Genomic DNA, 13862 nt, shown 5'->3' with positions numbered 1-13862 from the left:
GGGAACCCGGCCGCCGGGCTCCCACCGCCCAGGTACAGCAAGAGAATTCGAGAGGACCCGCCGTGGCAACCACGCGCTCCGCACACACCGTCTGGGAAGGCAACCTGCTCGAGGGCAACGGTGTCGTCACCTTCGACTCGTCCGGCATCGGCGAGCAGCCGGTGTCGTGGCCGTCGCGCGCCGAGCAGGCGAACGGCAAGACCAGCCCGGAAGAGCTGATCGCCGCCGCCCACTCCAGCTGCTTCTCCATGGCGCTGTCGCACGGCCTGGCCGGCGCCGGCACCCCGCCCACCAAGCTCACCACCTCCGCCGACGTCACCTTCCAGCCCGGTGAGGGCATCAAGGGCATCCACCTCACCGTGGAGGGCACCGTCCCCGGTCTCGACGAGGAGGCGTTCACCGCCGCCGCCGAGGACGCCAAGAAGAACTGCCCGGTCAGCCAGGCCCTGACCGGCACGACCATCACCCTGACGGCGAAGCTGGCCTAGCCGGAAGGTCTCAGGAGCCGGCGCGCTCCCAGCCCCGCCGGTCCGGGCGCGGCCCCAGCTGTCTGGGGTCGCGCGACCGGTAGACCACGTAGGGCCGGACCAGGTACTGCACCGGCGCGCTGAACATGTGCACCAGCCGGGTGTAGGGCACCAGCGCGATCAGCGCCATCCCGATCACCGCGTGCACCTGGTACAGCACCGGCACGCCCACCATCAGCTCCGTCTTCGGCTGGAGGGTGAACAGGCTGCGCGACCACGGCGCGATGGTGTGCCGGTAGTCGTAGCCGGTGCCGGAGGAGTGCGCGAGCTTGGCCACCATGCCGAGGACGATCGCGCCGAGCAGGAAGACGTACATGACCTTGTCGTTGGCGGTCGTCGCCCGGAACACGGGCGCGTTGGTGCGCCGCCGGTAGATGAGGATCAGGATTCCGGCGACCGCCAGCACCCCGGCCGCCGTGCCGCCGTACAGCGACAGCAGGTGGTACGCGTGCTCGCTCACGCCCACCGCGTCCGTCCACGACTCGGGGACGAACAGCCCGACGAGATGGCCGACCAGTACGAACAGGATGCCGTAGTGGAACACGGGCGAGGCGATGTTCAGCAGCTTCGACTCGTAGACCTGCGAGGACCGCGTCGTCCAGCCGAAGCGGTCGTAGCGGTGCCGCCAGACCAGACCGGCGACCAGCAGGGCGAACGCGGCGTAGGGCAGCACGCCCCAGAGGAAGACGGTCACGGGCGGGCTCCGGTGGGTGCGGGCGGCAGGGTGGCGCACACGGCGTCCAGGACGCACGCGTAGGGCGTGCCGAAGGCGGTGAGCCGGGAGCGGAGCTGGTCCAGGGCTTCGCGGTGCTCGGTGAGCATGCCGATGTCCCCGGTGCGGGAGGCGAACTCCAGCACGGCCGGCAGGAAGTCGGGGAGTTCCTCGTCGGTGAACTCCAGGCCGTGCGCGCGGTACAGCTCCTTGAAGCGGACCAGTGACATCCCCCGGTTGCGGGTGTCGCCGTCGGTCCACCAGCTCAGGTACAGGCTGTGCCGGTTCTTGAAGTCGAAGACCTCCACGTAGTGGGCCTGGAGCTCGCCCTGCGGTGTCATGGCCGCGTGGTCGGTGAAGCCGCGCAGTTGCGGCGCGGCCTCGCGCAGCAGGGGCAGCCGGGCGCGGAAGTCGTCGTCGGGATACGTCAGACAGAGCGCCGCCGCCTGGTACAGCACCTCGAACCCGGGCATCGGATCAGACCTCCCTCTCGTCGTCCGTGGTCTGCCGCCTGCGCAGGATGTGGAAGTTCTCCACCGGCACCAGCGGCAGCCTCTTGCGTCCCGAGTCCTGGCCGAACGGCCCGTCGCCGCCCATGCCGGGGCCGCCGTCCGTGTCCAGGCTGCACGTGTCCGGCAGGGCCGACGCCTCCAGCCGGTGCGCGTCCCCGACGGCCGCCGTCGGGATCACGTACCGCTCCTCGTACTTGGCGATGGCCAGCAGCCGGTACATGTCCTCGATCTCCTGGGCACGCATCCCGACGCCCGCGCAGACGGCCGGGTCGGGGTCCTCGCCGAGGTTGACCGACCGCATGTGGGCGCGCATCGCCGCCAGCTTCTCCAGCGAGGCCCTCACTGGCGCAACGTCCCCCGCCGTGAACAGCTCCGCCAGGTACTCCAGCGGAATGCGCAGCGTGTCGATCGCGCCGAAGAGGTTGTCGGCGTCCTCGCCGTCGTGCCCGGTCTCCGTCAGCGCGTCCACCACCGGCGACAGCGGCGGGATGTACCAGACCATCGGCATGGTGCGGTACTCCGGATGCAGCGGCAGCGCCACCCGGTACCTGCTGACCAGCGCGTGCACGGGGGAGCGCCGGGCCGCCTCGATCCAGTCGAAGGGGATCCCCGCCTCCTCCGCGGCCCGCCGTACCGCGGGGTCCTCGGGGTCCAGGAAGACACCCAGCTGTGCCTCGTACAGCTCCTGCTCGTCCGGCGTGGAGGCCGCCTCGGTCACCTTGTCGGCGTCGTACAGCACGACCCCCAGGTACCGGAGCCGTCCCACGCAGGTCTCCGAGCAGACCGTGGGCTGGCCCACCTCGATGCGCGGGTAGCAGAAGGTGCACTTCTCGGCCTTGCCGGTGCGGTGGTTGAAGTAGACCTTCTTGTACGGGCATCCGGTCACGCACATCCGCCAGCCCCGGCAGCGGTCCTGGTCGACCAGGACGATGCCGTCCTCCGAGCGCTTGTACATCGCCCCGGACGGACACGACGCCACGCACGACGGGTTGAGGCAGTGCTCGCAGATGCGCGGCAGGTAGAACATGAAGGTCTCTTCGTAGGCGAACCGCACCTTCTCCGAGGCCTGTTGACGGGTGCGCTCCACCATCGGGTCGAGGTCGCCGTAGGCGGGGGCGCCGCCGAGGTCGTCGTCCCAGTTCGAGGACCAGCCGATCTTCATCGGTTTGCCGTCGAGCTGGGAGACGGGCCGGGCGACGGGGTAGTCGCCGCCGAGCGGGGCGTCGGTGAGGTTCTTGTAGTCGTACGTCCAGGGCTCGTAGTAGTCCTTGATCTCCGGGAGCCTCGGGTTGGAGAAGATCCCGGCGAGCTTCTTGAACCGGCCGCCCGCCTTGAGCTTCAGCGCGCCCCGCCGGTTCAGTTCCCAGCCGCCCCGCCACTTCTCCTGGTCCTCGTAGCGGCGGGGGTAGCCCTGGCCGGGGCGGGTCTCGACGTTGTTGAACCAGACGTACTCCATGCCCCGCCGGTTGGTCCACGCCTGCTTGCAGGTGACCGAGCAGGTGTGGCAGCCGATGCACTTGTCGAGGTTCATGACCATGGCGACCTGGGCCATCGGGCGCATCAGTACTCGACCTCCTGAGAGCGGCGCCGGATGACCGTCACCTCGTCGCGCTGGTTCCCCGTCGGGCCCAGGTAGTTGAACGCCCACGACAACTGGGCGTAGCCGCCGATGAGATGGGTCGGTTTGAGGATCAGGCGGGTGAGCGAGTTGTGGATGCCGCCGCGTTTGCCGGTCGTCTCCGCGAGCGGCACGTTGACCGTGCGTTCCTGCGCGTGGTGCATGTAGACCGTGCCGGGAGGCATCCGGTGCGAGACGATCGCGCGGGCCACGACCACGCCGTTGCGGTTGACGGCCTCGATCCAGTCGTCGTCGGACACCCCGATCGCGTCCGCGTCCTGGGTCGACATCCAGATGGTCTGGCCGCCCCGGGACAGCGCCAGCATGAACAGGTTGTCCTGGTACTCGGAGTGGATGGACCACTTGTTGTGCGGGGTGAGGTAGCGGACCGTCACCTCCCGGTGCCCGTCCGGCCCGAGCTGCGGTTCCCCGAACAGCCGGCTCATGTCCAGCGGCGGCCGGTACACCGGCAGCGCCTCGCCCAGCTCGTGCATCCAGTCGTGGTCGAGGAAGAAGTGCTGGCGGCCGGTGAGGGTGTGCCAGGGCTTGAGGTGCTCGGTGTTCAGCGTGAACGCCGTGTACCGGCGTCCGCCGGCCTCGCTGCCCGACCACTCCGGCGAGGTGATCACCGGCACGGGCGCCGCCTGGGTGTCCGCGTACGTGATCCGCTTGCCCTCGTGCTCGGCGGCGAGGTGGGCCATCCGCTGCCCGGTCTTCGCCTCCAGCGTGTGGAAGCCCTGGACGGCCAGGCGCCCATTGGTGGTGCCGGAGAGGGCCAGGATGGTGTTGGCGGCCTTCACCGCCGTGTCCAGCGCCGGACGCCCGTCGGCCGGGCCGCCGCGCACCGCGCCGTTCATCCGCCGCAGCCGGTCGACCTCATCGTCCGGCTTCAGGGTGATGCCCTTGGCGGGCAGGCCCTTGGCCTCCACCAGCGGGCCCAGCGCCGCGAACTTCGCGCCGATCGCCGTGTAGTCCCGCTCCACGACGACGAGGTTCGGCAGGGTCTTCCCCGGCTCCGGAGCGCACTCCCCGCTCCGCCAGTCCCGTACGACCCCGCCCGGCTGGGCGATCTCGCCCGGGGTGTCGTGCTGGAGCGGCGCCGCCACCAGGTCCTTGCGCACGCCGAGATGACCGACGGCCAGCTCGCTCAGCTTCTGAGCCAGCACCTTGAAGGTGTCGAAGTCGGTCCGCGTCTGCCACGGCGGGTCCACGGCCGGGGAGAAGGCGTGCACGTAGGGGTGCATGTCCGTGCTGGACAGGTCGTGCTTCTCGTACCAGGTCGCGGCGGGCAGCACCACGTCGGACAGCAGCGTGGACGAGGTGTGCCGGAAGTCCAGCGACAGCAGCAGGTCGAGCTTCCCCTCGGGCGCCTCGTCGTGCCACACCACGTCCCGGGGCCGCTCGCCCGGCGCGGCCTCCTCGGCGCGCAGGGAGGAGTGCGTGCCCAGCAGGTGCTTGGTGAAGTACTCGGCGCCCTTCGCCGACGAGCCGAGCAGGTTGGCCCGCCACAGGGTCAGGATCCGCGGCCAGTTCTCCGGCGCGTCCGGATCCTCGCAGGCGAACTTCAGCGTCCCCGCCCGCAGTTCGGCCACCGCGTTCGCCACCGGGTCGCCGAACGCCTCGCCCAGCTCCAGCGGGCTGCGGTCGAAGGTCGGGTACGACGGCATCCACCCCGTACGCGCCGACAGCGCCAGGCAGTCCGCGCCCGTCATGCCCGCCAGCCGCCCCTCGCCCAGCGGGGAGGCCAGTACGTCGGCGCCGAACCGGTCGTAGCGCCACTGGTCGGTGTTGAGGTACCAGTAGGCGGTGCCGATCATCTGGCGCGGCGGCCGCGACCAGTCCGACGCGGCGGCCAGCGACGCCCAGCCGGTCACCGGACGGCACTTCTCCTGCCCCACGTAGTGCGCCCAGCCGCCGCCGTTGCGGCCCTGGCAGCCGGTCAGCTGGAGCAGGGCGAGGAAGGCACGGTAGATCGTCTCGGAGTGGAACCAGTGGTTGGTGCCCGCGCCCATCAGGATCATGCAGCGCCCCTTGGAACGCTCGGCGGTCCGCGCGAACTCCCGGGCGATGCGCACACAGGCCGCCGCCGGTACCGAGGTGTGCGTCTCCTGCCAGGCCGGGGTGCCGGGCGCGTCCGCGTCCTCGTACGATTCCGGCCAGTCGCCCGGCACCCCTGGCCGCGCCACGCCGTACTGCGCCAGCAGCAGGTCGAACACCGTCGTCACCAGCGGCCCGGTCGCCCCGCCCAGCCGCGTCGCGGGCACACCTCGCGTGACGACCTCCCCGCGGCCCTGCGCGTGCGCGCCGCCCTCGGTGTCGAAGCGGGGGAGCAGCACCTCGACGCCCGACGCCATCTCGTGGCCGTGCAGGCTCAGCCGTGGCCGTACGTCACCGAGGTCGAGGTTCCACTTCCCCTGGTCCGCCTCGTTCCAGCGGAAGCCCAGCGAGCCGTTGGGGACGACCGCGCGGCCCGACGCCTCGTCCAGCACGACCGTCTTCCAGCGGGCGTCCTCGCCCTCCTGCCCCAGGTCGGCCGCGCGCAGGAACTTCGCCGGGACGTACGCCCCGTCCCGCTCGGTCAGCGTCACCAGGAACGGCAGGTCGGTGAAGCGCCGCACGTAGTCGTCGAAGAAGGGCGTGCCGCGGTCGACGAAGAACTCCTTGAGCACCACGTGCCCCATCGCCAGGGCCAGCGCGCCGTCCGTGCCCGGGTGCGGGTGCAGCCACTGGTCGGCGAACTTGGTGTTGTCGGCGTAGTCGGGGGAGACCACCACGACCTTCTGGCCCCGGTAGCGGGCCTCCGCCATCCAGTGCGCGTCCGGCGTGCGGGTCACCGGGACGTTCGACCCCCACATGATCAGGTACGCCGCGTCCCACCAGTCACCCGACTCCGGCACGTCCGTCTGGTCGCCGAAGACCTGCGGGGACGCCACGGGCAGGTCGGCGTACCAGTCGTAGAACGACAGCATCGGGGCGCCGATGAGGGAGTGGAAGCGGGCTCCCGCCGCGTGCGACACCATCGACATCGCGGGGATGGGGGAGAAGCCCGCGATACGGTCCGGGCCCTGCGTGCGGATGGTGTGGACATGGGCCGCGGCGACCATCTCGACCGCCTCGTCCCAGGTCGCCCGCACCAGGCCGCCCTTGCCCCGCGCCCGCTGGTAGCGGCGCCGGCGCTCCGGGTCGCCCTGGATGTCGGCCCAGGCCAGCACCGGATCCGACAACCGCGCCTTCGCCTCCCGGTACAGCTCGAGGAGCACCCCGCGCACGTACGGGTAGCGCACGCGGGTCGGCGAGTACGTGTACCAGGAGAACGCCGCCCCCCGGGGGCAGCCGCGCGGCTCGTACTCGGGGCGGTCCGGGCCGACCGACGGGTAGTCCGTCGCCTGGGTCTCCCAGGTGATGATGCCGTCCTTGACGAACACGTTCCAGCGGCACGAGCCGGTGCAGTTCACGCCGTGCGTGGAGGTCACGACCTTGTCGTGGCTCCAGCGGTCCCGGTAGAAGGCGTCCGCCTCCCGGCCGCCGACCAGCCCGATGCTGTGCAGGTCGGGCGCCGCGGTGCCGGGCCGGAAGAACCGCCCCGCACGCAGCAGCGCCGCGCCCGGCTCGGTGGGCGGTGTCCGCGTGTCGGTCACGTGCGCTCCCTTGATCGACCGGGTCCTGGCCTTCGAACCTAGGGGCGGGCACGGGAGCGCACCCGTTCGCGGGGCCCGTACGGGTCAGGAGGCGACGGCTCCAGGCCCGTCAGATCTTGCGCGCCACCCCCGCGTACACCGGCACGATGCCCTCCGCCTGGGCCGCCACGTCCTCCGGGTCCGGCCGCCACCCGGTGACCGGGATGACGCCCGGACCCAGCAGCTCCAGGCCGTCGAAGAAGCGCGCGAACTCGGTCAGCGAGCGTGGGTGGAACGGCGTGCCGTTGCGAGTGAACAGACCGGCGGCCCTGCCCACCGCCTCCGGGTTCAGATCGGGCGTTACCTGGGACAGCACCAGGTAGCTGCCGGGCGCGAGGGCATCGACGTACCGCCCCAGCAGGCCGTGCACGTCGTCGCCGTCGACCGCGTCGCCGAGGTAGTGCGTCAGCGCAACCAGGGACAGGGCGACCGGCCGGCCGAAGTCCAGGGACTCGCCCGCCAGCCGCAGGATCCGGTCCGGATCGCGGACGTCGGCGTGGACGTACTCGGTGGACCCCTCCGCCGAGCCGTGCAGCAGCGCCTCGGCGTGCCTGAGCACGATCGGGTCGTTGTCGGCGTAGACGACCCGCGCCTCGGGCGCCACCGCCTGGGCCACCTGGTGCAGGTTCGGCTCGGTGGGGATGCCGGTGCCGATGTCCAGGAACTGGCGGATCCCGGCCTCGGCGAGCGTGCGGACGGCCCGGTGCATGAACCGGCGGTTGGCGCGCGCCCCGCGCACCGCCGTGCCGTCCGCCGCGAGGATCCTGCGGGCCAGCTCCTCGTCCACCGGGTAGTTGTCCTTGCCGCCCAGCCACCAGTCGTAGACGCGGGCCGGATGCGGCCGGCCGGTGTCGACGGGAGCGGGGGTGGCGTCGGATCCGGTCATACGGTGTCGTCTCCTCTGGGCCTGGTGGACTGGTGCCTGCCGTGCTCGGGCCTGATGTGCTCGCGTGCTCGGCCGTGCTCGTACCTGATGTGTCCGGGTCGCCGGATCAGAAGTTCCCGCGGTACTCGCGCAGGACCTTCTCGGTGCGCTGGGTCGAGGCGGCACGTGCCGTCATGTGGTCCAGGACCTCCAGGTGGGCCGAGACCTCCGCGCGGGAGTCCAGGTACAGGGCACCGGTCAGATACTCGGTGAAGACCATGTCGGGCAGTTCCGGCTCCGCGAACCGGAAGAGCGTGAACGGCGCGTACGTCCCGGGGTGCGGACCGTCCTCGAACTCGGCGACCTGCAACGTCACCCGGTCCCGCGTCGAGAGCTCCAGCAGCTTGTCCAACTGGTCGCGCATCACCCGGCCGTCGATGCTCACCGGGCGCCGCAGCACCGTCTCGTCCATGACCACCCACAGGTGGGGCGGGTCCGCGCCCTCCAGCAGCCGCTGCCGCTCCATGCGCAGCGACACGTGCCGCTCGACGGCGTCCCGGCCCGCGTTGCCGATCGTCCCGGCCTCCAGCACCGAGCGCGCGTAATCCTCGGTCTGCAGCAGCCCCGGTATGAAGTGCGGCTCATAGGAGCGGACGATCCGTGCCGCGCCCTCCAGGCTCACGTACATGCTGAACCAGTCGGGCAGCACGTCGTGGTACCGCTGCCACCAGCCCGGCTGGTTCGCCTCCTCGGCCAGCGCCACGAACGCCGAGACCTCGTCCGCGGGCACCCCGTACGCCGTCAGCAGGATCTGGACGTACGGGATTTTCAGGGCGACCTCGGCCATCTCCATGCGCCGCACGGTCGCCGGGGCCACCCGCAGCACCTTGGCGGCCTCCTCGCGTTTGAGGCCCGCCGTCTCCCGGAGTTCCTGCAGCCGTCTGCCCAGGACCACCTGGCCCACGGTGGCTGCGGCCCGCCGCTCACTCACGCCACGCCTCCCCAACGCGCCCAAGTCTCACCGCAGTCTGTCATGTCCCGCCGCCGGTCTCACAGGGGTGGTCGTGGATCAACGTCATTACCTGCCGGGTAATCGACCGGCCGGGTCTCGGACGGCATCGTGAAGTCACCGGGTACCGGTCCGGCGCACTCCGGTCCGGCACCCGGCTCCACGCAGCGCTGTCCCGACCCGACGGAGGGTGACTCGTCATGACCACGAACCAGCCGGCCGCACTCGCCCGCACCGCCGAACCGCAGCTGACGCTGCGCCGCTTCCTCGCCCTCGACGCGGTGGTGACCGGCGCCAACGCGCTCGCCTACCTCGCGTTCTCCGGGCCGCTGGGCCGCTTCCTCGGCGCCGGTTCGGGGCTGCTGCTCGGCCTCGGCGCGTTCCTCGCGGTGTACGCCGGGTGCGTGGCTCTGCTGGCGGCGCGCCCCCGGCCGTCGGCCCTCGGGGTGCGGGCCGTCGTGGACGCCAACCTCGCCTGGGCGGCGGTCAGCTTCGTCGCCCTCGCCCTGTGGCTGACGCCCACCACGGCGGGCGCGGTGTGGACGGTGCTCCAGGCGCTCACCGTCGCCGGGTTCGGGCTGCTGCAGTACGCGGCGCTGAAGCGACGTCAGGACAGCAGCGTGTGAAGGTACTTGACCGTCGCCGGGTCGGCCGGGAGCAGCGTCTCGATGGCCAGCTCGGCGACGGTCACGTCCATCGGCGTGTTGAAGGTGGAGATGGACGAGATGAAGGACAGGGTCCGGCCCTCGTGCTCGATCTGCATCGGCAGCGCGAAATACGGCACCGGCTCCGCCGGCTCCTCGCCCGGCGCGGTGTCCGGCACCGGATACGCCGCCACCTCCTCGTACAGCGCCCGCAGCGGCTCCGAGCGGTGCAGGGCGATCTGCCGCTCCATCTGCTCCAGCAGGTGCCCGCGCCACTCGCGCAGATTGCGGATGCGCGGCGCCAGGCCCTCCGGGTGCAGGGTCAGCCGCATCGCGTTCAGCGGCGGCTCGAGCAGATGCTCCGGCACGCCGTCCATCAGCATCAGGATGCCCCGGTTGGCGGCGAGCACCTGGTACGTCGCGTCCACGACCAGCGCCGGATACGGCTCGTAACCCCGGATCAGCCGCTCCATGCCCTCGCGCAGGGCGTCCAGCGCCGGGTCGTCCAACGGCGTCTCCGGATAGTGCGGGGCGTAACCGGCCGCGAGCAGCAGCGCGTTGCGCTCCCGCACGGGTACGTCCAGGTGCTCGGCGAGCCGCAGCACCATCTCCTCGCTCGGCCGGGAGCGGCCCGTCTCGATGAAGCTGACGTGCCGGGCGGAGGAGTCGGCGCGCAGCGCCAGCTCCAGCTGGCTGACCCGCCGCCGTTCCCGCCAGGCCCGCAGCAGCGGGCCCACGCCCTGGGCGGTGGGGGCGGTGCCGGACATGAGTGCGGTCATACTCCGAACGGTAGCCGACGGCCGTCCGCGCCGGGGCCGGTCGGCGCTCCTGACCAGGGTCCTGACGGCCGCGTTGTGGCACGCTGAAGAGGCAACCGCCGCCGAGGACAGGAGCGCAGCCCATGCCCGTCGAACCGCTGTCGCAGAAGGAGATCGAGGAGCGGCTGGCCGAGCTGCCGGGCTGGTCCCTCGACGACGGCCGCCTCACCCGTTCCTACCGGCTCGCCTCGCACTTCGCGGCGACCGCCATGGTCGTCCACATCGCCCAGGTGCAGGAGGAACTCGACCACCACTCCGACCTGGCCCTCGGCTACAACACGGTCTCCCTGGCCGTGCACACCCACGGCGCGGGCGGCGCCGTCACCGAGAAGGACGTCGAGCTCGCCCGCAGGGTGGAGGACCTGGCCGCCGGCCATGGGGCACACTGACGGACGTGCTCGACTACGACAAGGAAGCGGAACGGTACGACGCCTCCCGCGGTGGCGAGCCCCGCGCCGCGGCCGCCGCGCAGGCCGTACTGAGCCTCGTACCGCGGCAGGCGCGCGGCCTGCTCGACGTCGCCTGCGGCACCGGCATCGTCACCCGGCGTCTCGCCGCCGGCCGGGAGGGCATGCGCGTGACCGGCGCCGACCTCGCCCCCGCCATGGCCCGCTACGCCGCCGCCCGGCTGCCCGGCGCGGTCGTGCTGGCCGACAGCCGCCGACTGCCGTTCAGGGACGGGGAGTTCGACGCGGTCTGCAGCGTGTGGCTGCTGCACCTCGCCGGCGGTGACGAGAACGTGCGGGCGATCGTCGGCGAGTGCGCGCGCGTCCTGCGACCCGGCGGGGTGTACGTGACCACGGTCGACAAGGGCGCCTCGCACAACGTGGGCAGCGACATCGACGCCGTGCTCGCCTCCCGCCCGCCGAGCACCGCGCACGACGCCGCCGGCCTCGTCGAGTCGTACGCCCGCGCGCACGGCCTGGCCCCGGCGGGGCAGGCCCGCTTCACCGGCCACGGCCAGGGCCGCAGCCCCCGCCGCACGGTCGCCGACCTGCGGCGCGGCTGGTTCGTCACGCTGCCGCCGGGCGACCCGCGTGCCGAGCATTTCGCCACCCGGCTCGCGTCCCTCCCCGACCAGGACCGGCCGCGCCCCGACCCGGTATTCACGCTGAGGGCGTTCAGCAAGCCATGAACAGGCGGCCACGGGGCGGCAACCTCCGCGCCACCGGGGGCGACTGAGAGACGGAGATTCCCCCCCGCCCTCTCAGGAGGCACCCCACATGAAGCCCCCGCACACCCACCGCAGACACCGCGTCGTCCTGCCGGCCCTCGCCGCCGCGGCGGTTCTGACCGGCACCAGCCTGACGGCCCTCACCCCCGACACCGCCGAAGCCGCCACCGCCCGGCAGGTCGAGGCCCTCGACCGGGGCGTCGTCAGCGTCCACACCGGAGACGGCAACCTGGTCAGCTGGCGCTGGCTGGGCACCGACCCGGACAACATCGCGTTCAACGTGTACCGGGCCGGCACGAAGGTCAACTCCACGCCGGTCACCGGCTCCACCACCTTCTTCCACTCCGGCGCCCCCTCCCACGCCGACTACACCGTCCGCGCGGTCGTGGGCGGCACCGAGCAGGGCGACTCGGTCCACGCCATCCAGTTCCGGGCCGGCTACAAGGACGTGCCGATCTCCCCGCCCGCCGGCGGCACCACCCCCGACGGCGTCTCCTACACCTACGAGGCCAACGACGCCTCCGTCGGCGACCTCGACGGCGACGGTGCGCCGGACATCGTCCTCAAGTGGCAGCCGACCAACGCCAAGGACAACTCGCAGTCCGGTTACACGGGCAACACGATCGTCGACGGCGTCAAGCTCGACGGCACCCGGCTGTGGCGCGTCGACCTGGGCCGCAACATCCGCTCCGGCGCCCACTACACGCAGTTCCAGGTGTACGACTACGACGGCGACGGCAAGGCCGAGGTCGCCATGAAGACCGCCGACGGCACGCGGGACGGCACCGGCGCGGTCATCGGCAGCTCCTCGGCGGACCACCGCAACTCGTCCGGCTACATCCTGTCCGGCCCCGAGTACCTCACCATGTTCGACGGGCGGACCGGCAGGGCGATGGGCACCGTCGACTACGTCCCCGCCCGGGGCAACGTCTCCTCCTGGGGCGACTCCTACGGCAACCGCGTCGACCGCTTCCTGGCGGGCACGGCGTACCTGGACGGCTCCCGCCCCTCCCTGATCATGGCGCGCGGCTACTACACGCGCTCGGTGATCGCCGCCTGGGACTGGCGCGACGGACGGTTCACCCGCCGCTGGACCTTCGACACCAACTCCTCCACCAACGCCGGCAAGGGCTACGACGGCCAGGGCAACCACCAGCTGTCCGTCGCCGACGTCGACGGCGACGGCAGGGACGAGATCGTCTACGGCGCGATGGCCGTCGACGACAACGGCCACGGCCTGTGGACCACCAGGAACGGCCACGGAGACGCCATGCACGTCGGCGACCTCGACCCGTCCCGGGCGGGCCTGGAGGAGTTCAAGGTCGACGAGGACAGCTCGAAGCCGTCGTCGTGGATGGCGGACGCGCGCACGGGCCGGATCATCTGGTCCACCGGCGCGAGCGGCGACAACGGGCGTGGCGTCTCCGCCGACATCTGGTCCGGCAGCGCGGGCGCCGAGTCCTGGTCGTCCGCCGAGAGCGGCGTCCGCGACCCGAAGGGCACGGTCGTGAACAGCCGCAAGCCCTCCAGCGCCAACTTCCTGTCCTGGTGGGACGGCGACCCCGTCCGCGAACTCCTCGACGGCACCCGCGTCGACAAGTACGGCACCTCCGGCGACACCCGCCTCCTCACCGGCTCGGGCGTCGCCTCCAACAACGGCACCAAGGCCACCCCGGTCCTCGCCGGTGACATCCTCGGCGACTGGCGCGAAGAGGTCATCTGGCGCACCACGAACAACACGGCCCTGCGCATCCACGCCACCCCGCACGACACGGACACCCGCATCACGACCCTGCTCCACGACACCCAGTACCGCACGGCCCTGGCCTGGCAGAACACGGCTTACAACCAGCCCCCGCACCCGAGCTTCTTCATCGGCAGCGGGATGCCGACGGCGCCCAGGCCGGCGGTCTACACGCCCTGATCCTCGTCCGCCCCTTCAGGCGGCCCGGTCCACCGGCGGGGGCTTCCCGCCGGTGACCACCGCACGGACCCGGCTCTGGGACAGCCGCGTCCGGGCAGAGATCACCTCCACCGGCAGACCCCGCCGGTGCGCGCCGCGCAGGGCGGCGTCCCGCCAGTTCTGGAGTCTCTTCTTCGCGGCCCCGCCCGCGACCGTCCGGTGCAGCAGCACCGCCAGTCCGAGCGACAGCCGCCCAGCCATGTCCTCCCACGTCCGTGCCACGCAGCGCCCCCTGTCCTCGCACCACTTCCACTGACACAACGGTCGAAGAGGCTCAGCGCGGCCACAAGGGCGTGAAACGGGCGCACTGGTCACCGCGGGGACGGGCGGAGGAGGGCGCACG

Annotated in this window: 13 protein-coding genes; 5 read left to right on the top strand and 8 right to left on the bottom strand. The window is 71.9% G+C overall.

From position 1 onward, the window contains the following. Positions 1-62 precede the first annotated feature (62 nt). On the top strand, positions 63-488 hold the full coding sequence (locus tag RI578_RS06050; RefSeq protein ID WP_310870099.1) for an OsmC family protein: 426 nt from the start codon (positions 63-65) through the stop codon (positions 486-488). Between the two features lie 10 nt (positions 489-498). Here RI578_RS06050 and narI read toward each other — a convergent pair whose 3' ends face one another. The 6 genes from narI to RI578_RS06020 all read right to left on the bottom strand — a co-directional run bounded on the left by narI (position 499) and on the right by RI578_RS06020 (position 8902). Beyond that, entirely contained in the window at positions 499-1221 is a 723-nt protein-coding gene (gene narI / locus RI578_RS06045; RefSeq protein ID WP_310870098.1) for a respiratory nitrate reductase subunit gamma, read from the bottom strand. Continuing rightward, positions 1218-1712 (bottom strand): nitrate reductase molybdenum cofactor assembly chaperone, encoded by a 495-nt coding sequence (gene narJ, locus RI578_RS06040; RefSeq protein ID WP_310870097.1) that lies wholly within the window; start codon positions 1710-1712, stop codon positions 1218-1220. The genes narI and narJ overlap by 4 nt, the downstream gene beginning before the upstream one ends. A gap of 4 nt (positions 1713-1716) precedes the next feature. Beyond that, positions 1717-3312, bottom strand: a complete 1596-nt coding sequence (gene narH / locus RI578_RS06035) for a nitrate reductase subunit beta (protein ID WP_310870096.1) — start codon at positions 3310-3312, stop codon at positions 1717-1719. Next, positions 3312-7007, bottom strand: a complete 3696-nt coding sequence (locus RI578_RS06030; RefSeq protein WP_310870095.1) for a nitrate reductase subunit alpha — start codon at positions 7005-7007, stop codon at positions 3312-3314. Before RI578_RS06030 ends, narH begins: the two co-directional genes overlap by 1 nt. Positions 7008-7116: 109 nt before the next feature. Then, positions 7117-7932, bottom strand: a complete 816-nt coding sequence (locus tag RI578_RS06025) for an SAM-dependent methyltransferase (protein WP_310870094.1) — start codon at positions 7930-7932, stop codon at positions 7117-7119. A 106-nt stretch (positions 7933-8038) separates the two neighbouring features. Then, positions 8039-8902 carry a helix-turn-helix transcriptional regulator gene (locus RI578_RS06020; RefSeq protein WP_310870093.1) on the bottom strand — a complete coding sequence of 288 codons (864 nt, stop codon included), beginning with the start codon at positions 8900-8902 and terminating at the stop codon, positions 8039-8041. Between the two features lie 218 nt (positions 8903-9120). Here RI578_RS06020 and RI578_RS06015 point away from each other — a divergent pair, with 218 nt between their 5' ends. Beyond that, a complete protein-coding gene (locus RI578_RS06015) occupies positions 9121-9546 on the top strand; it encodes a hypothetical protein (RefSeq protein WP_310870092.1) in 426 nt (141 codons plus the stop codon). Here RI578_RS06015 and RI578_RS06010 read toward each other — a convergent pair. Further along, the gene (locus tag RI578_RS06010; protein ID WP_310870091.1) at positions 9528-10343 is read right to left on the bottom strand and encodes a helix-turn-helix transcriptional regulator; all 816 of its coding nucleotides are present in this window, start codon (positions 10341-10343) and stop codon (positions 9528-9530) included. The two genes, RI578_RS06015 and RI578_RS06010, sit on opposite strands and share 19 nt — an antisense overlap. A 122-nt stretch (positions 10344-10465) precedes the next feature. Here RI578_RS06010 and RI578_RS06005 point away from each other — a divergent pair, with 122 nt between their 5' ends. The 3 genes from RI578_RS06005 (at position 10466) to RI578_RS05995 (ending at position 13480) form a co-directional block, all read left to right on the top strand. Beyond that, positions 10466-10771, top strand: coding sequence for a 4a-hydroxytetrahydrobiopterin dehydratase (locus RI578_RS06005; protein WP_310870090.1), 306 nt, complete (start codon positions 10466-10468; stop codon positions 10769-10771). A gap of 5 nt (positions 10772-10776) precedes the next feature. Next, entirely contained in the window at positions 10777-11517 is a 741-nt protein-coding gene (locus tag RI578_RS06000) for a class I SAM-dependent methyltransferase (protein ID WP_310870089.1), read from the top strand. 88 nt (positions 11518-11605) lie between these two features. Then, entirely contained in the window at positions 11606-13480 is a 1875-nt protein-coding gene (locus tag RI578_RS05995; RefSeq protein WP_310870088.1) for a rhamnogalacturonan lyase, read from the top strand. A 15-nt stretch (positions 13481-13495) separates the two neighbouring features. On the opposite strand, the gene RI578_RS05990 is transcribed toward RI578_RS05995, so the two are convergent. Then, a complete protein-coding gene (locus RI578_RS05990) occupies positions 13496-13741 on the bottom strand; it encodes a hypothetical protein (protein ID WP_310870087.1) in 246 nt (81 codons plus the stop codon). Between the last annotated feature and the right edge of the window lie 121 nt (positions 13742-13862).

This window comes from Streptomyces sp. BB1-1-1, from assembly GCF_031597775.1.
Taxonomy (GTDB): Bacteria; Actinomycetota; Actinomycetes; order Streptomycetales; family Streptomycetaceae; genus Streptomyces; species Streptomyces thinghirensis.
The sequence above is the reverse complement of the archived record's forward strand: the minus strand, read 5'-3'. Positions and strand labels throughout refer to the sequence as shown.